At 62.4% G+C, this 15,856-nt stretch carries 16 protein-coding genes; 5 read left to right on the top strand and 11 right to left on the bottom strand.

Annotated features, from left to right (window positions below; all coding sequences use genetic code 11):
* Positions 1 to 71: 71 nt before the first annotated feature.
* The 9 genes from paaA to hmgA all read right to left on the bottom strand — a co-directional run bounded on the left by paaA (position 72) and on the right by hmgA (position 9,463).
* Positions 72 to 1,064, bottom strand: coding sequence for a 1,2-phenylacetyl-CoA epoxidase subunit PaaA (paaA, locus tag MK745_RS01020; RefSeq protein ID WP_243611412.1), 993 nt, complete (start codon positions 1,062 to 1,064; stop codon positions 72 to 74).
* An 18-nt stretch (positions 1,065 to 1,082) separates the two neighbouring features.
* Complete coding sequence (gene pcaF / locus MK745_RS01015; protein ID WP_243611411.1) at positions 1,083 to 2,285, bottom strand: 3-oxoadipyl-CoA thiolase; 1,203 nt, start codon at positions 2,283 to 2,285, stop codon at positions 1,083 to 1,085.
* Between the two features lie 267 nt (positions 2,286 to 2,552).
* Positions 2,553 to 3,191 carry a maleylacetoacetate isomerase gene (gene maiA, locus MK745_RS01010; protein WP_243611410.1) on the bottom strand — a complete coding sequence of 213 codons (639 nt, stop codon included), beginning with the start codon at positions 3,189 to 3,191 and terminating at the stop codon, positions 2,553 to 2,555.
* A 78-nt stretch (positions 3,192 to 3,269) separates the two neighbouring features.
* Positions 3,270 to 3,815 carry a VOC family protein gene (locus MK745_RS01005; RefSeq protein ID WP_243611409.1) on the bottom strand — a complete coding sequence of 182 codons (546 nt, stop codon included), beginning with the start codon at positions 3,813 to 3,815 and terminating at the stop codon, positions 3,270 to 3,272.
* Between the two features lie 4 nt (positions 3,816 to 3,819).
* Positions 3,820 to 4,026 carry a DUF2783 domain-containing protein gene (locus MK745_RS01000; protein WP_243611408.1) on the bottom strand — a complete coding sequence of 69 codons (207 nt, stop codon included), beginning with the start codon at positions 4,024 to 4,026 and terminating at the stop codon, positions 3,820 to 3,822.
* Between the two features lie 4 nt (positions 4,027 to 4,030).
* On the bottom strand, positions 4,031 to 5,641 hold the full coding sequence (locus MK745_RS00995) for an FAD-dependent oxidoreductase (RefSeq protein ID WP_243611407.1): 1,611 nt from the start codon (positions 5,639 to 5,641) through the stop codon (positions 4,031 to 4,033).
* Between the two features lie 132 nt (positions 5,642 to 5,773).
* Positions 5,774 to 6,724, bottom strand: coding sequence for an MBL fold metallo-hydrolase (locus MK745_RS00990; protein ID WP_243611406.1), 951 nt, complete (start codon positions 6,722 to 6,724; stop codon positions 5,774 to 5,776).
* Between the two features lie 80 nt (positions 6,725 to 6,804).
* Entirely contained in the window at positions 6,805 to 8,061 is a 1,257-nt protein-coding gene (fahA, locus tag MK745_RS00985) for a fumarylacetoacetase (protein ID WP_243611405.1), read from the bottom strand.
* Between the two features lie 46 nt (positions 8,062 to 8,107).
* Positions 8,108 to 9,463, bottom strand: a complete 1,356-nt coding sequence (hmgA, locus tag MK745_RS00980) for a homogentisate 1,2-dioxygenase (RefSeq protein WP_243611404.1) — start codon at positions 9,461 to 9,463, stop codon at positions 8,108 to 8,110.
* Positions 9,464 to 9,539: 76 nt separating this feature from the next.
* On the opposite strand from hmgA, the gene MK745_RS00975 reads away from it, so the two are divergent.
* The 3 genes from MK745_RS00975 (at position 9,540) to MK745_RS00965 (ending at position 12,345) form a co-directional block, all read left to right on the top strand.
* Complete coding sequence (locus tag MK745_RS00975; protein WP_243611403.1) at positions 9,540 to 9,977, top strand: MarR family winged helix-turn-helix transcriptional regulator; 438 nt, start codon at positions 9,540 to 9,542, stop codon at positions 9,975 to 9,977.
* Positions 9,978 to 10,051: 74 nt separating this feature from the next.
* Positions 10,052 to 11,491, top strand: a complete 1,440-nt coding sequence (locus MK745_RS00970) for a pyridoxal phosphate-dependent decarboxylase family protein (RefSeq protein ID WP_243611402.1) — start codon at positions 10,052 to 10,054, stop codon at positions 11,489 to 11,491.
* The gene (locus tag MK745_RS00965; RefSeq protein ID WP_243611401.1) at positions 11,488 to 12,345 is read left to right on the top strand and encodes a DMT family transporter; all 858 of its coding nucleotides are present in this window, start codon (positions 11,488 to 11,490) and stop codon (positions 12,343 to 12,345) included. Before MK745_RS00970 ends, MK745_RS00965 begins: the two co-directional genes overlap by 4 nt.
* Before the next feature lie 58 nt (positions 12,346 to 12,403).
* Here MK745_RS00965 and MK745_RS00960 read toward each other — a convergent pair whose 3' ends face one another.
* Together MK745_RS00960 and MK745_RS00955 are read right to left on the bottom strand one after the other, a co-directional pair.
* Positions 12,404 to 13,213 (bottom strand): division plane positioning ATPase MipZ, encoded by an 810-nt coding sequence (locus tag MK745_RS00960; RefSeq protein WP_243611400.1) that lies wholly within the window; start codon positions 13,211 to 13,213, stop codon positions 12,404 to 12,406.
* Between the two features lie 141 nt (positions 13,214 to 13,354).
* The gene (locus tag MK745_RS00955) at positions 13,355 to 13,930 is read right to left on the bottom strand and encodes a pseudouridine synthase (RefSeq protein ID WP_243611399.1); all 576 of its coding nucleotides are present in this window, start codon (positions 13,928 to 13,930) and stop codon (positions 13,355 to 13,357) included.
* 103 nt (positions 13,931 to 14,033) lie between these two features.
* Here MK745_RS00955 and MK745_RS00950 point away from each other — a divergent pair, with 103 nt between their 5' ends.
* Positions 14,034 to 15,176 (top strand): trans-sulfuration enzyme family protein, encoded by a 1,143-nt coding sequence (locus MK745_RS00950; protein WP_243611398.1) that lies wholly within the window; start codon positions 14,034 to 14,036, stop codon positions 15,174 to 15,176.
* A 265-nt stretch (positions 15,177 to 15,441) separates the two neighbouring features.
* On the top strand, positions 15,442 to 15,828 hold the full coding sequence (locus MK745_RS00945) for a hypothetical protein (protein WP_243611397.1): 387 nt from the start codon (positions 15,442 to 15,444) through the stop codon (positions 15,826 to 15,828).
* The last annotated feature ends 28 nt before the right edge of the window (positions 15,829 to 15,856 follow it).

The following is a 15,856-nucleotide window of genomic DNA, read 5'->3' as shown; positions in this document are numbered from 1 at the left end:
GTGCGGGGCTTGGGTTCGTGGCGACCCGGACAGGCGATGAGCGGCTTGGTTCGCGCGCGTGGATGCGGCGTTTACTCTGCGGCGACTTTGCGCGCGGCTTTCTTTTCGGCGTGGGCGAGCAGGCCGTCACGGACCCATGCGCCGTCTTCCCATGCCTTCACCCGGTCACCGAGGCGTTCCTTGTTGCAGGGGCCATTGCCCTTGAGGACCTCGAAGAACTCTGTCCAGTCCGGCTCGGAGAAATCGTAGCCGCCCTTTTCCTCGTTCCATTTCAGGTTTTCGTCCGGGATCGTGAGGCCAAGGTATTCGGCCTGCGGCACGGTCTGATCGACGAACTTCTGGCGCAGCTCATCGTTGGTGTTGATCTTGATTTTCCACGCCATCGATTGGGCCGAGTGGACGCTTTCGGCGTCCGACGGGCCGAACATCATCAGCGAGGGATACCAGAAGCGGTTGAGCGCATCCTGCGCCATCTTCTTCTGGGCTTCGGAGCCTTGGGCCATCTTCATCATGATGTCGTAGCCCTGACGCTGGTGGAAGCTCTCTTCCTTGCAGATGCGGATCATGGCGCGGCTATAGGGACCGTAGGACGTTCGCTGAAGCGGCACCTGGTTCATGATCGCGGCGCCATCGACGAGCCACCCCACGGCGCCGATATCGGCCCAGTTCAGGGTCGGGTAGTTGAAGATCGAGGAATACTTCATCTTGCCCGACAAAAGCTGTTCGGTGAGGTCGTCGCGGGTCACGCCGAGGGTTTCAGCGGCGCAGTAGAGGTAGAGACCGTGGCCGGCCTCGTCCTGCACCTTGGCGAGGAGGATCATCTTGCGCTCGAGTGTCGGCGCGCGGGTGATCCAGTTGCCTTCGGGAAGCTGTCCGACGATTTCGGAGTGGGCGTGCTGACCGATCTGACGGATCAGCGTCTTGCGATAGCCCTCGGGCATCCAGTCGCGCGGCTCGATCTTGATATCGGCGTCGACCTTGTCCTGAAAGGCGCGTTCTTCGTCGCTCATCTCGTCGCGGGATTTGACACCCGAGCCGGTGGATTTGACCATTTGTGCATACATGACAGGCTCCTCCCTGTTTTAGACGCGTTCGAGGATCAGGGCCGCACCCTGACCGACACCGACACACATGGTGCAGAGGGCATAGCGCCCGCCGGTGCGTTTCAGTTGATAGGCGGCGGTCAGCACAAGGCGCGCGCCGGACATGCCGAGCGGGTGGCCAAGTGCGATCGCGCCGCCATTGGCGTTCACATGGGGCGCGTCATCCGCGACACCCAGTTCGCGCAGTGTCGCGAGACCCTGGCTTGCGAAGGCTTCGTTCAATTCTATCACATCCATCTGTTCGATGGTGAGTCCGGTCCGCGCGAGCACTTTGCGGGTGGCGGGAACCGGCCCAATCCCCATGACACGGGGCGCGACACCGGCGGCGGCCATGCCGACGACGCGGGCGATGGGCGTGAGGCCGTTCTTTTCGGCCGTCGCGCCGTTGGCCAGCAGGATCGCCGCCGCGCCATCGTTGACGCCCGAGGCATTGCCCGCGGTCACGGAGAGGTCGGGGCCGTTCACGCCGCGCAGCTTGGCGAGTTTCGCCGCGTCGGTGCCGGGACGGGGATGTTCGTCGGTATCGACCACGATCGGATCGCCCTTGCGCTGAGGCACGGAGACCGGGGTGATTTCGTCGGCGAAAAGCCCTGCTTCCTGCGCGGCGGCCCAGCGGGCCTGCGACCGGGCGGCGAAGGCGTCCTGATCCGCGCGCGAGATGTTGTAATCGGCGGCGACGTTGTCGGCGGTCTGGGGCATCGAGTCGATGCCATACATGTCTTTCATCTTCGGGTTCACGAAGCGCCAGCCGATGGTCGTGTCAAAGACCGCGTTGGCGCGCGAAAAGGCCGAAGTATGTTTCGGCATGACGAAGGGCGCGCGCGACATGCTCTCCACACCGCCTGCGATGACCATGTCATAGTCGCCCGCCTTGATGCCGCGGGCCGCCATGCCGACAGCGTCCATCCCCGAGGCGCAGAGGCGGTTCACGGTGGTGCCGGGCACGTCGATGGGCAGTCCTGCGAGGAGGCCTGCCATGCGGGCAACGTTGCGGTTGTCTTCGCCAGCCTGGTTGGCGGAGCCGTAGATCACGTCATCGACGCTGGCCCAATCCACGGTCGGATTGCGCGCCATGAGAGCGGCGATGGGGCTTGCGGCGAGATCGTCCGCGCGCACCGAGGACAGCGCGCCGCCGTAGCGGCCGATGGGTGTGCGGGTGGCGTCACAGATGAATGCGTCCATTGGGAATAGTGTCCTTCGTCCTGTTCATCGGCCCGAATATAAGCCGACCGCATGGTCGGGATAAGGCCTGAAGCGATTCGTGGCAAGAATTATGTTACGATGTGAATGAATTTTTCATTTTTCGGTAACGTAACTCCATTTTCGGGGGGCGCAGGGGCGCTGCCCCTCTGGGCCGCAAGCGGCCCATTCACCCCGAGGTATTTTAGACCAAGAAGAGGCCAGGTGCGCGGATGCCTTTTCGAGCGTCGCTGCGTCACTTGGGGGAGTTTAGTGTGGCCCGACCGAGTCCGGGTGTGCGGCGGCAAAGGCCGGGTGCGCGGCGCAGGCGGCCTCGACCGCGCGGATACGGGGGCAGGCGCGATAGTCAGCCTCCCAGCGGCGCGCGTTGTAGAGTTGCGGCATGAGGCAGATATCGGCGAGCGAAGGCCTGTCGCCGCAGCAATAGGGCGCTTGGTCGAAGCCTTCGAGAAGCGCCTCGAAGGCGGCGAGGCCGGGCGGGATAAAGCGGCGCATCCAGTTGACCTTGGCGTCGGGCTGATCCGGGAGGAGGCGCGAGACATGGCCCACCACCCCGAGATTGCAGACCGGATGCACATCGACCGCGACGGAATGGGCGAGCGCGCGGACGCGGGCCGCGTCTGCCGGGTCGGCGGGCAGGAGGCCGAGGGTGCGGGTCTCGTTCAGGTAGTCGAGGATCGCGAGCGATTGCGTGAATCGATGTCCGTCGATTTCGAGCACAGGCACGAGGCCTTGTGGGTTGAGCGCGACATGGGCCTCTGCCTTGTGATCCCCGGCGACCAAATCGACCGACACGGCGCGATAGTCGATCTCGGCGAGATTGAGCGCGATACGCACCCGGTAGCTCGCCGATGAGCGCCAATAGTCGTGCAGGATCGTTACGGTCATGGGGAATCCTTCAGGAGGCAAGACGCCGACCCCGTGAGAGGTCGGCGCAGGAAGATATACCGCAAACTGCTTGCGATGTTAAACGTCTTTGTCGAGTTCCTTGGCATGTAGCCATGCCGCGTGCTGGGGCGCTTTCTTGGTGCGCGACCATTCTTCGAGCATGTCCCATTTGACCGCGTCCATGCGTTCGAGAAGCGCCTCCTCTTCGGGATCGGGGCAGGCGAGCTCGACCCGGTGGCCGTTGGGATCGAAGAAATAGATCGAGTGAAAGATCGAATGGTCGGTGACGCCAAGAACTTCGACGCCATTGGCCTCGAGGTGGTCCTTGAATTCGATCAGCGTCTCGCGGTCCTTGACCTTGAAGGCGATGTGCTGAACCCAGATCGGCGTGTTGGGATCGCGGCCCATCTCGGGTTTGGTCGGCAACTCGAAAAAGGCGAGCACGTTGCCGTCGCCCGCATCAAGGAAGAGATGCATGTAGGGATCGGGTTCGTGGGTCGACGGCACATGGTCCTCGGCGATGGCGAGGATGAAATCCATGTTCAGCATCTTGCCATACCATTCGACGGTTTCCTTGGCGTCCTTGCAGCGATAGGCGACGTGGTGGATTTTCTCGATTTTCATGGGCTTAGTCCTCTGCCTGTTGGCGGGCCGCAGCGGCGAGCGCCTCGGTCAACACGGTGCGTGCGCCAATATGGTTCGCGAGGATAAGCACGAGGCGGGCGTTGAATGCATCGCTTTCGGCCTTGGACAGGCCGTCGTGAGCAGCGAGCAGATCGGCGTAGAAATCGTCGGCCTGTTCAAGGTTCGGGGCGAGGGTCAGGGTCTCGGACATGGGATTACTCCTTGCCTGTGGCGCGGCGGATCGCGGCGCGGAAGAGTTTCTCGTCAAAGGAGGGGCGACGCGCGGCGACGTGCTGGTCCGGGCGGATCAGGTAGACGCCGGACGTGGCGTCGCCGAGGTAACGTTCTTTGAGGAAACGGGTCGGATCGTCATGCACAGACAGCGCGAGGCGCGTGACCGTGATGCCGTCTTCTTCGATCTCGTCGGGAGCGTCGGCGTCGATGGTCAGGAGGGTGAACTTGTCTGCCAGTTTCGGCAACAGGTAGCCATCCTTGAGCGGCACGTCCGGGCAGGGCGAGCCGGGGCGCGTGCGCTCTGGCCCGTCGAGCGCGTCGGCGGAATTGAGCGGCGAGCCGTCATAGGTACAGGGCACCGAGAGGCGACCCGAGTTAACCAGCGGACGGGCGAACTCATAATGTTCCGAGAGGTCAAGCACAGCATCGCGCAAGACGCGGCTCATTTCCGATTTCGGGGTGATGAAATCGGTCGAGCGCGAGGAATTCAGGATGTTCTCATCCGCGCCGTGGATCCGTTCGATATCGTAGGTATCGAGCAGGCTTTCGGGGGCTTTGCCGTCTATCACGAGTTTCAGTTTCCAGACGAGGTTATCCGTATCCTGCACGCCGGAATTGGCCCCGCGGGCGCCGAAGGGCGAGACCTGATGCGCGGCGTCGCCAGCAAAGATCACACGGCCTTGGCGGAATTTCTCCATGCGGCGGCATTGGAAGGTGTAGATCGAGACCCATTCGAGATCGAACTGCACATCCTCGCCAAGCATTTCCTTGAGCCGGGGGATGACGTTCTCGGGTTTCTTCTCTTCTTCCTTGTCGATGTCCCAGCCGAGCTGAAGGTCGATGCGCCAGACGCCATCGGGCTGTTTGTGCAGGAGGGCGGACTGGCCCCGGTTGAAGGGCGGGTCGAACCAGAACCAGCGTTCGGTCGGGAAATCGGCATCCATGATCACGTCGGCGATGAGGAAGTTGTCCTCGAAGACGCGACCGACGAAATCGAGGCCAAGCATGCCACGGATCGGTGAACCGGCCCCGTCGCAGGCGAGGAGCCAGTCGGCCTCGAGGTCATAGGGGCCATCGGGGGTGTCGATATGCAGAAGCGTATGATCGCCCTTGTCCTCGACCTTGAGAACCTTGTTGTTGCCACGGATCTCGATCGGAGCGCCGTCGGTTTGAAGTTCGTGGGCGCGGCGGACGAGGTGATCCTCGAAATAGTATTGTTGAAGGTTGATGAAGGCGGGGAATTCGTGGCCGTCCTCGGGCAGGAGGTTGAACTCATAGACCTTGCGGTTATCGAAGAAGACCTTGCCCACGTCCCATTTGACGCCTTTCTCGACCATCTGTTTGCCTGCACCAAGGCGGTCAAGGATTTCGAGCGGACGCTTGGCGAAACAGATCGCGCGCGAGCCGAAGCTCACCTTGTCGTTGTCATCGAGAATGATCGCCTCGATGCCTTGCTGGGCGAGGTCGATGGCGGCGGCGAGGCCGATGGGGCCAGCACCCACGATGACGACCTTGCGGCGCACCGGGGTGTCGGCGTTTTGGTCGGGGTGGCGCTCATAGGGGTAGAGCGGTGTTTCGAAGATCTTGTTCATGGTGTCTCCTCCCAAATATGGGCAAATCTCCTCTGCACCCCGCCGCGCGCGTGGCGGCGAGGGTCTTGGCGTCATGCTTTCATGGCCGTGCTGGCCTCGCCACGATCTGGATCAAGGCGTGGCTCACCGTGGTCAGCTCTGTAGAGCGTCCCACATCTCGAGGTCGCGCTGGGCGGTCCAGATGCGGGGGGTGTCGATGCCGCGGGCTTCGTCATAAGCGCGCGCGACGTTGAACGGCAGGCAGTGTTCGTAGATCGCGTACTCTGCGAATTTCGGATCGCATTCGGCGCGGCAGGCGTCCCAGGCTTCCTTGAGCGTGCCGTTGCGCGCGGCGACTTTGGCGACCGGGCGGTAGGTGCTTTCGACGAAATCGCGGGTGTTCTCAATGGCGGCGTTGACCATCTCCTTGCCGACGAGCGCGTCCCCTCGGCCCGGTGCGATGGCGTCTACGTCATAGGCTTTGATCCGGTCGAGGGTCGTGCCCCAGTCGCCGAAATGGCCGTCGCCGCAGTAACAGGCGGAGTGGTATTCGACGATATCGCCGGTGAACATGACGTTCTGGTCCGGGACGTGGATGATCGAGTCGCCCGCCGTGTGGGCGCGACCGATCTGACGGATATCGACGCGGCGGTTGCCGAGATAGACGGTCATCGAGTCCGAGAAGGTCGTGGTGGGATAGGTCAGGCCGGGGATCGATTCATGGCCTTCGAAGAGGCGCGGGAAGCGTTGGAATTCGCTGTCCCAGTCTTCCTGACCGCGTTCCACGACCATGGCGCGGGCGGTGTCGGACATGATGATCTGATCCGCGCCAAAAGCCGAGGCGCCGAGGACGCGCACGGCATGGTAGTGGGTCAGGACCACGTGGGAGATCGGCTTGTCGGTCACCGAGCGCACGCATTCGATCACCTTGTTGGCGAGGCGCGGCGTGGCTTGGGCTTCGACGATCATCACGCTGTCATCGCCGATGATGACGCCGGAGTTCGGGTCGCCCTCGGCGGTGAAGGCGTAGAGACCTTCGCCGACTTCGGTGAAGGAGATTTCTTTTTCGGTCATGTCGCCTTGGGATGCGAATGCTTTGGCCATTGGATTTGTCCTTTGCGGTTTGGTGGGTTGGAAACCCACCCTACGAATGGAGGGGCGGGCGGGCTTTGGCCCGCCACTGCTTATCTTGCGTACGGGTCTTTGAGTGCGGGCAGGACCGTGCCGGTGCAGGTGCCGAAGCCGATGGTGTAGCCATCGCCCTTGGCCGCGCCCGTAAGGGTCAGCGTGTCGCCATCCTCGAGGAAGGTCCGGGTCTCGCCGGTGTCGAGGGTCAGCGGCTCTTTTCCGCCCCACGACAGTTCGAGGAGCGAGCCACGCTCAGGCTTTGTCGCGCCAGAGATTGTCCCCGACCCGAGCAGGTCGCCGACGTTCATCGGCGTGCCTGCCGTGGTGTGATGGGCGAGTTGCTGGGCGGCGGAGTAATACATCTCTTTGTAGTTGGTGCGCGTGATGGTCGTCGCGTCCTTGCCCTCGGGGGCCAGCGTCACGGCGAGGTCGATGTCATAAAGCATCGGCCCGCAATCCTTGAGATGGTCGAGAAGCTCGAACTCGCGTTCGGGCGTGTCGGTGCGGAACGGCTCGAGCGCCGGTTTGGTGATGATCCAGGGCGAGATCGAGGTCGCGGTTGATTTGGCCTGAAACGGGCCGAGGGGCTGATATTCCCAAGCCTGGATATCGCGCGCGGACCAGTCGTTCAGGAGCACGTAGCCAAAGATGTTGTCATCGGCTTCCTGCACGGTGATCGGGCCGTTTGAGGCGGTGCCGACAATCGCGCCCATCTCGAGCTCGAGGTCAAACCGGCGGCAGGGCAGGAAGGCGGGAAGATCGTGGTCGGGGGATTTGAGCTGCCCCCAAGGGCGGCGCACATCGGTGCCCGACACGACCACGGAAGAGGCACGGCCATTGTAGCCGATCGGGATATGGAGCCAGTTCGGCGGCAGGGCGTTTTCCGGGCCACGGAACATGGTGCCGACATTGAAGGCGTGGTTCCGGCCCGCATAGAAATCGGTGTATTCGCGCACGGCGATGGGCATATGCAGCGTCGCCTTATCCATCGGTACGAGAAGCGGCGCGGCCTTGGCCTCGTCGGCGCTGCCTTCGGTGAGGATCTCGGTCAGGCGGGCGCGCAGAGCGTCCCAGGCCTCTGCGCCAAGATCCATAAAGTCGTTCCAATGCGGCGCATCAAAAACCGGGATCCCGGAGATCGCGACAAGGCCCGCCTTTTCGGCAGCGGCGAGGTCGAGGATGCTGTCGCCAATGGCGACACCACAGCGCGGATCGCTGTCTTCGGTCGAGAACACGCCATAGGGCAGGTTGTTGAGCGGGAAAGGGTGATCGGCGCTATTGGCCGATGCCACCCAAGATTTCAGAAGGGGCATTCGCGTTTCCTTGGTCGTTGTGGCGGGCAGATGCCCGCCCTACGGTTTATTTCTTGCCGGGGGTGCCGTCGAATTTCTTCTCGAGGCTGGTCCAGCAGTCGATATAGTCATCCTGAAGCGGGGCTTCATCGGCGGCAAAACCCGTCAGATGCTGGGGGAAGCGGGTTTCGAACATGAAGGACATGGTGTTTTCAAGCTTGTCCGGTCCAAGGTTCGAATTCGACGCACCCTCGAAGGCATCGCGGTCGGGGCCGTGCGGGATCATCATGTTGTGGAGGCTCATGCCACCGGGGACAAAGCCCTGCGGCTTGGCGTCATACTGACCGTAGATGTTGCCCATCAGCTCGGACATGATGTTCTTGTGATACCATGGCGGGCGGAACGTATCCTCGGCCACCATCCAGCGTTCGCGGAACAGGACGAAGTCGATATTGGCGGTGCCGGGCTGGCCCGAGGGGGCGGTCAGCACGGTAAAGATCGACGGGTCCGGGTGATCGAAGAGGATCGCGCCGACCGGGCAATAGGTGCGCAGGTCGTATTTGACCGGCGCGTAGTTGCCATGCCATGCCACCACGTCGAGCGGCGATTGACCGATTTCAGTCTTGTGGAACTGGCCGCACCATTTCACGGTCACGGTCGAGGGCACTTCGCGGTCCTCATAGGCCGCCACGGGCGCCTTGAAGTCACGCGGGTTGGCCATGCAGTTGGCGCCGATCGGGCCGCGGCCCGGTAGTTCGAATTTCTGGCCGTAGTTCTCGCAGACAAAGCCGCGTGCCGGGCCCTCGAGTACCTCAACGCGATAGAGAAGGCCGCGCGGAAGAATGGCGATCTCCTTGGGTTCGAGGTCGATGATGCCAAGCTCGGTCGAGAAGCGCAGGACGCCCTCCTGCGGCACCACCAGAAGCTCGGAATCGGCCGAGAAGAAATAGTCATCCACCATCGACTCATTCACCAGATAGACATGGCTCGCCATGCCGACTTGCGTGTTGACGTCGCCTGCCGTGGTCATCGTGCGCATCCCCGTCACCCAGGTCAGCTTGTCCTCGGTATGCGGCACGGGATCCCAGCGATACTGGCCAAGCGAGGTCACGTCCGGGTCCACGTTGGGCGCGGATTTCCAGAAAGGCACGTCGATCTTCGTATAGCGCGCAGAATGTTTGACCGAGGGGCGGATGCGATAGCACCACGTCCGCTCCGGCGGATTGGCCGTAAACGCCGTGCCAGACAACTGTTCACCATAAAGACCGTAGTTGCATTTCTGCGGGCTGTTCATCCCCTGCGGCAAAGCTCCCGGCAATACCTCGGTCTCATAGTCATTCCCAAAACCCGGCATGTAGCCTTCGTGCGGCCCGGAAATCGAGGGCGCCATCTGCATGCGGGACGGGACAGTGTGCTTGGTCATTTCAGGCTCCTGTTCTGAATTTAGTTGCTTTGGTAATGGTTGGATTTGTAACTAACAAGGTAGGAGGACCGACTTCATGGTAGAAAAAGATGATTTTGATCTCCAGAATTTCCTGCCTTACCTGCTCAACCAAGCGGCGGAGGAAAGCAGTCTCGAGTTCCAGCAAGTCTATAAAAACAAATACGGAATCCTTCGCACAGAGTGGCGAGTCCTATTCCATCTCGGGGCGTTTGGGGAAATGACGGCCTCGACGATCGTGACCCGCGCGCGCATTCACAAGACCAAAATAAGCCGTGCGGTGCAGAAGCTCGTCGAGAAGCGATTCGTGGCGCGGGAGCGGTCCGAGGATGATCGACGACAGGAATTCCTGCGCCTCACGCCGCTTGGACTCGCGGCCTATAAAGACCTGCGCGAGGTGGCGGCGGCCTATGATCGGACGTTGGAGGCGAAGTTCTCGGAGGAGGAAGTTGCGCTCTTGCGGGCCATGCTGCGACGGCTTGGCGAGCGGGGCTGAAGGCGGTCGCTCTCTTGACGGGTTGCGGGGCACCTGCTGAATAGGCGGGACAAAGGCGATCAGGGGAACGAGAGATGACAGCAGGACATGCGGCGGGCGGGCTTGATCCCGAAGACTGGGAGGGGTTCCGCAAGGAGGCTCATGCGATGCTCGACGCGGCGCTCGACCGGATGCAGGGCGCTTGCGATGGCCGCGTCTGGACCCCCTTGCCAGAGGACGCGAAAGCCGGGCTGCAAGAGGCGCTGCCGCGCCAAGGGCGTGGCGTTGCGGCGATGCGTGAGGGCTGTGAGGCGCTTCTCGACTATGGCGTCGGCAATACGCATCCGCGCTTTTTCGGCTGGGTTCACGGCAGTGGCACGCCGGGCAACATAATCGCCGAAATCGCAGCGGCGGCGATGAACGCCAATCTGGGCGGGCGTGACCATGGAGCGATCTATGTCGAACGGCAGGTCGTGGAGTGGTGCCGCGCATTGATGGGCTTTCCCGAAAGCGCGAGCGGCCTCGTCGTGTCGGGCACGTCGATGGCGACGCTGATCGCGCTCAAGGCGGCGCGGGATCGCACGCTTGGGATCGAGACGCGGAGGGCAGGGTGCGGCGCGGCGCGGCTTGTCGGGTATTGCTCAAGCGAAACCCATGCCTGTGTGGCGCGCGCGTTTGATATTCTCGGGCTTGGCAGCGATGCTTTGCGGCTTATCCCGGTCGATGCAGCATTTCGAATGCAGCCAGAGGCATTGCGTGAGGCCATTGCCAAGGATCGCGCCGATGGGGCGCAGCCTTTTTTGATCGTCGGGACGGCCGGTGCGGTGAATGTGGGGGCAATTGACCCGCTCGACACGCTTGCCGAGATTGCCGCGGCAGAAGGGCTTTGGTTGCATGTGGATGGGGCGTTTGGCGCGATTGGCATGGCGAGCACCAAGATCAAGCCGCAGCTTTGCGGCCTCGAACGCGCCGATTCCCTCGCCTTTGATTTCCACAAATGGATGCATGTGAACTATGACGCGGGCTGTGTCCTGATCCGCTCGGAAGAGGATCACCGCCGTGCGTTTGCGGCGCGGCCCGACTATCTTGCCGGGGCGCCTCGGGGGCTTGCCGCGGGGGATCGCTGGCCCGTGGATTATGGCCCGGAACTTTCGCGCGGGTTTCGGGCGTTGAAGGTCTGGGCGTCTTTCGTCGAGCACGGGGTCGATAGGTTCGGCGCCCTTGTCGAGCGCAACTGTACACAGGCAGCCTATCTCGGGCACCGGGTCGAGGCCGCGCCAGAGATGGAGCTTCTTGCACCCGTGGCGCTCAATATCGTGTGTTTCCGCGTGCTGCGCGACGGAGCAGACGCGGCGGCGCTCGACGCGCTTAACGCGGAAATCGTGCTCCGGCTTCAGGAGGCGGGGATCGCAGCGCCTTCAACCACGCGGATCGGCGGCAATCTTGCGATCCGTGTGAATATCACCAATCATCGCACGTCGGAGCGGGATCTCGATATTCTGTTCGATGCGGTCATGAAGGAAGCGCACGCATGAGCATGCAGGCCAAGGGGCTTCTGATCACGATGATGGGCGCGCTTCTGGTGGTGCCGGATTCGCTTTTCGTGCGGTTGATTGACGCCGATCCGCTCGTGATCGCCTTTTGGCGCGCGGTCACCTCCGGCACGGCGGTGCTTGTCGGCGTGCTCGTGTGGATGGGGCCGCGGGCGGTCTCGGCCTCGCTTCGGACGGGCTGGCACGGGGCGCTATATATTGTCGTTCTGGCCGCGAGCGGGGTTCTGTTTGTCATGGCCGTGAGCCTCACCAGCGTCGCCAACGTCGTCATCATCATTGCCACGATGCCTGTCTTTGCTGCGATTTTCAGCCGGATTTTCCTTGGTGAGCCGATCAGCCGGCGCATGGTCTTGACCATGCTCTTCGTGATCGTGGGACTCGCCATCGTGGCCTATGGCACCGGCGAGAACGCCACGGCGAGCCGGTCGGGTGATGCGCTGGCGCTTTTGCTGACGGTGAGTTTCGCAGCCGCGCTCACGGCGGTGCGTCGGGTCAGGGATGTGTCGATGGTGCCCGCTGTGCCGGTGGCGTTCCTTGCCTCCGCCGTGATCCTCTGGCCCATGGTCGAGCCGATGAGTATCGCGCAGGATCAGGTCTGGCTCGTCCTGTTGCACGGGGCCTTCATTACCGGGAGCTCGATCGGGCTCGCGCTTGGGCCGCGCTATATCACTTCGGCGGAAGTGGCGCTTTTGATCCTGCTCGAGACGGTGCTCGCGCCTTTGCTGGCTTGGGCCGTGGTGGGGGAAGACCCCGGTCGCTGGGCCTTGGCCGGTGGAGCGATCGTGGTGGGCGCGCTGGCGGTGTCAAATGCGGTTGCGCTCTTGCGGCGGCGTTGAGATGCGCGCGATCTTTGAAAGATTTCGGTCCGTTTTCTATTGAAGAAAACGGGGCCGCTCAGAAATCGACCTCGACCCCCGGCAACTCGAGCGCCTTCACGAGGTCGCGAAGTTCCTGCCGCGCGGCGACGTTGGAAATGTTGAGCTGTTTCACCCCGATATCCTTGAGGTCCAGCAACGTCAGGCCGCGCGGGAACAGCTCGCGAAAGATCACGCGCTCGTTGAAGCCCGGGCCAACGCGAAAGCCGATCCGTTTGGCAAGGTTGTCGAGCGCCTTGCCCATCTTTTCCTTGTTGACCATCTGCTGAGCCCCCATGCGGTTGCGCAGCACGATCCAGTCGATGGGTTTGAGACCCGCCTGTGCCCGTAGCTGACGCGCGTTCCAGACCATTTCGGAATAGACCGAAGGGCCGAGAATTTTGTCGGCCATCGGATCGGTGCGGGCGAGCAGGTCGAAATCCACGAAACTGTCGTTCAGCGGTGTCACCAACGTATCGGCAAGCGAATGGGCCACCTGAGACAGACGAGTATGTGAGCCGGGGCAGTCGATCAGGATAAAGTCGCAGTCGGGTTCGAGCGTGGCCACGGCGAGCGACAGGCGATGATCGTAGATATTCTCGCCTGGCTTGAGGCTTGCCGGGTCGACTTCGGGGAGGTCGTGGTAATCGGCGCTTGGCAGGGAAAGTTGTGCCTCGCCGAGGAACTTTTGTCGGTTCTCGGCGTATCGGCCAAAGGTCTTCTGGCGCAGGTCAAGATCAAGCGCGCCGACCTTGTGCCCCATGCGGGCCAGAGCGGTGGCGATGTGCATCGATACGGTGGATTTGCCCGCGCCGCCCTTTTCGTTCCCTACAACGATGATATGTGCCATGCGATTTGTCCCGTCTGCCCTTCGAAAATCCGGGTTTGGCCACGGGTTCGACCCGAGGCGCGTTATGGGGCCACTATATGTTGTGGCGGCTTTGAGGGGAAGCGCGATGGATGTGCAGAGCGTCAGATTTTTGTGGATATGTCATCGTCTGGGCGGTGTGTGGTGCATCGGGGCATCATTCCATTGCCCAGAGAGCAGCCCGTCGATGGTCCAGTCGCCCACGCTATAGCGGATCAGGCGAAGGGTCGGGTGGCCGACGGCGGCGGTCATGCGGCGGACCTGACGGTTGCGCCCCTCGCGGATGGTCAGGCAGAGCCAGCTATCGGGCACTGATTTGCGCACCCGGATCGGGGGATTGCGCGGCCAGAGATTGGCCGGTTCATCCATCCGCGCGACCTCGGCGGGGCGGGTCTTGCCATCCTTGAGCGTGACCCCCTTGCGCAAGTCCGCGAGCGCGGCGTCGGAGGGGGTGCCTTCGACCTGCACCCAATAGGTCTTGGGCCATTTGTTCTTGGGGTTGGCGATGCGCTGTTGCAGGCGGCCATCATCGGTCAGGATCAACAATCCCTCGCTATCGCGGTCGAGGCGGCCTGCAGCGTAAACCCCTGGCACGTCGATGAAATCCGACAGGGTGCGGCGGGTGCTGCCTTCGGTGCCCTTGTCTGTGAACTGTGACAGGACGTCGAAAGGCTTGTTGAATAGGATGGTGCGCGGCATGGGGTTTCCGGATTGCTGTCCCTTCGTTCTAGAGGTGGGGACGGGGGGCTTGCAAGTCGGGCGGTTCTGGCGTGTCTTGGGGGCGACAGACAAGGAGCGCGTCATGGACATGAAAGACATGCAGCCCGCCACGCTGGCGGCGCAGGCCGGGGGAGCGATTGACCTTCAGAGCGGGGGGGTGGTGCCGCCGATCCAGCCGGCGACGACCTACGCGCGGGACCGGGAATATGCGCCGCTCAATGCCGCCAACACCTATGCGCGCGACCACAATGACGTGGTGCGGCAGGCGGAGGCGGTATTGGCACAGATGGAGGGGGGCGCAGAGGCGCTATTGTTCCCGTCGGGCATGGCGGCGATTGCCGCGTTGTTCCGCACCGTCCCGACCGGTGGACGGGTCGTGGTGCAGTCCGGCATCTATTGGGGCGCGACCAAGTGGATGCGTGAATTTTGCGAGCGCCGTCAGGTGGTTATGGATGAGGTGGATGCCACCGATGCAGAGGCGCTTCGGGTGGTCTGTGACAAGGGAAAGGCCGATCTTGTCTGGATCGAAACGCCGTCGAACCCGTGGCTCAAGACCACCGATATCACAGCCGCGGCAGAGGCGGCGCATGGGGCGGGGGCGGTGTTGGTTGTGGATAGCACGGCGGCGACGCCGATCCTCTCGAACCCATTGAAACTTGGGGCGGATATGGTGATGCACTCGGCCACCAAGGCGATCAACGGGCATTCGGATGTTTTGGCCGGGGTGCTTGTCACCAAAGAGGGCGGCGCGGTCTGGGACGAGATCGCGACGGACCGGGCGGGCGCGGGTGCGGTGCTTGGCGCGTTTGAGGCGTGGCTTCTTTTGCGGGGGATGCGGACACTGCCGCTCCGGGTTGAGCGGATGTGCGAAAACGCAATGAAAGTCGCCGAGTTCCTCGCCGATCACCCAAAGGTCGAGGACGTGTTTTATCCAGGTTTACAAGGGTTTGCAGGCCATGAGGTCGCCGCGAAACAGATGCAGGGCGGCTATGGGTTCCTGATGTCCTTCCTTGTCAAAGGGGGGCGGGAAGAGGCGTTGAAAGTGGCAGGGCGGCTCAACCTGTTTCACCGCGCAACGTCGCTTGGCGGGGTCGAAAGCCTTGTCGAGCATCGCCACACGATCGAACCTCATACGGGCATTCCGGAGAACCTATTGAGGATCAGTATCGGGATCGAAGACGCCGGCGATTTGATTGCAGATCTCGGGCAGGCTTTGGGGCAGTAGTCCGCAAGGGTTAACGCCCCAAAGGGCCAAAAACCAACGTCGGTATCACGTCGGTATTGCGTCGGTATCGCGTATGTGCGGGGCTTGGCGGGGAGACATGGTTAATGGGTGCTCTGTGCAGGGGATCGTGCATCTGTTTGCGGACGAAGTCGGCTTTTGCGGCGGCTGCACCCACAACCTCATTCGCAAAACGTTTCCTTTGAGGCCGGATCGGGTTCTGTCTGTGGATTGACGGCGATGGGGAAAGACCGATAGGTCACACCCAATGACGCGCGACGGGACAGAATGGATACGAAAGACGGCAATCGCATTTTTGCTTTTGCCGTTCTTCCTGCTGTCGTTGTTTTCCAACACGGTTATGCCTGTGCGAACCGCCGATGGGTTCGTTCTGGTGATCTGTACCGGCGAGGGGCCGCTTGAGGTCACGATTGATCGCGAGACCGGCGCCCCCATCGAAGAAGGGCCCGACAGGGGACCGGATCGCTGCGACTGGGCCAGCGCGACGCCGCTCGTGACCTTGTTCTCAAGCGCCGAGCTTCTGGCGCACCAGGTCGACGCGACAGGCCTTGCCTTGCCCATCCCGCCGGCGCATCTCGTGGCGAGCCATGCAACCGGGCTGCCCCCGGCAACTGGGCCTCCTGGCGTTCTCTGACGTTCCCCTTTTAGAAACTTCAGAGACA

This window comes from Shimia aestuarii, assembly GCF_022814865.1.
Lineage (GTDB): Bacteria > Pseudomonadota > Alphaproteobacteria > Rhodobacterales > Rhodobacteraceae > Shimia > Shimia aestuarii_A.
This window is presented reverse-complemented; position numbering and strand designations above follow the sequence as displayed.

Excerpts from the sequence above, each read along its gene's own strand:
- MK745_RS01000 (WP_243611408.1), bottom strand. The coding sequence starts at position 4,026 with ATGTCCGAGACCCTGACCCTCGCCCCGAACCTTGAACAGGCCGACGAT.
- MK745_RS00955 (WP_243611399.1), bottom strand. The coding sequence starts at position 13,930 with ATGCCGCGCACCATCCTATTCAACAAGCCTTTCGACGTCCTGTCACAG.
- MK745_RS00995 (WP_243611407.1), bottom strand. The coding sequence starts at position 5,641 with ATGAACAAGATCTTCGAAACACCGCTCTACCCCTATGAGCGCCACCCC.
- MK745_RS00970 (WP_243611402.1), top strand. The coding sequence starts at position 10,052 with ATGACAGCAGGACATGCGGCGGGCGGGCTTGATCCCGAAGACTGGGAG.
- pcaF (WP_243611411.1), bottom strand. The coding sequence starts at position 2,285 with ATGGACGCATTCATCTGTGACGCCACCCGCACACCCATCGGCCGCTAC.
- paaA (WP_243611412.1), bottom strand. The coding sequence starts at position 1,064 with ATGTATGCACAAATGGTCAAATCCACCGGCTCGGGTGTCAAATCCCGC.
- MK745_RS00950 (WP_243611398.1), top strand. The coding sequence starts at position 14,034 with ATGGACATGAAAGACATGCAGCCCGCCACGCTGGCGGCGCAGGCCGGG.
- MK745_RS00965 (WP_243611401.1), top strand. The coding sequence starts at position 11,488 with ATGAGCATGCAGGCCAAGGGGCTTCTGATCACGATGATGGGCGCGCTT.
- MK745_RS00975 (WP_243611403.1), top strand. The coding sequence starts at position 9,540 with ATGGTAGAAAAAGATGATTTTGATCTCCAGAATTTCCTGCCTTACCTG.
- MK745_RS00945 (WP_243611397.1), top strand. The coding sequence starts at position 15,442 with ATGACGCGCGACGGGACAGAATGGATACGAAAGACGGCAATCGCATTT.
- fahA (WP_243611405.1), bottom strand. The coding sequence starts at position 8,061 with ATGCCCCTTCTGAAATCTTGGGTGGCATCGGCCAATAGCGCCGATCAC.
- MK745_RS00960 (WP_243611400.1), bottom strand. The coding sequence starts at position 13,213 with ATGGCACATATCATCGTTGTAGGGAACGAAAAGGGCGGCGCGGGCAAA.
- maiA (WP_243611410.1), bottom strand. The coding sequence starts at position 3,191 with ATGACCGTAACGATCCTGCACGACTATTGGCGCTCATCGGCGAGCTAC.
- hmgA (WP_243611404.1), bottom strand. The coding sequence starts at position 9,463 with ATGACCAAGCACACTGTCCCGTCCCGCATGCAGATGGCGCCCTCGATT.
- MK745_RS00990 (WP_243611406.1), bottom strand. The coding sequence starts at position 6,724 with ATGGCCAAAGCATTCGCATCCCAAGGCGACATGACCGAAAAAGAAATC.
- MK745_RS01005 (WP_243611409.1), bottom strand. The coding sequence starts at position 3,815 with ATGAAAATCGAGAAAATCCACCACGTCGCCTATCGCTGCAAGGACGCC.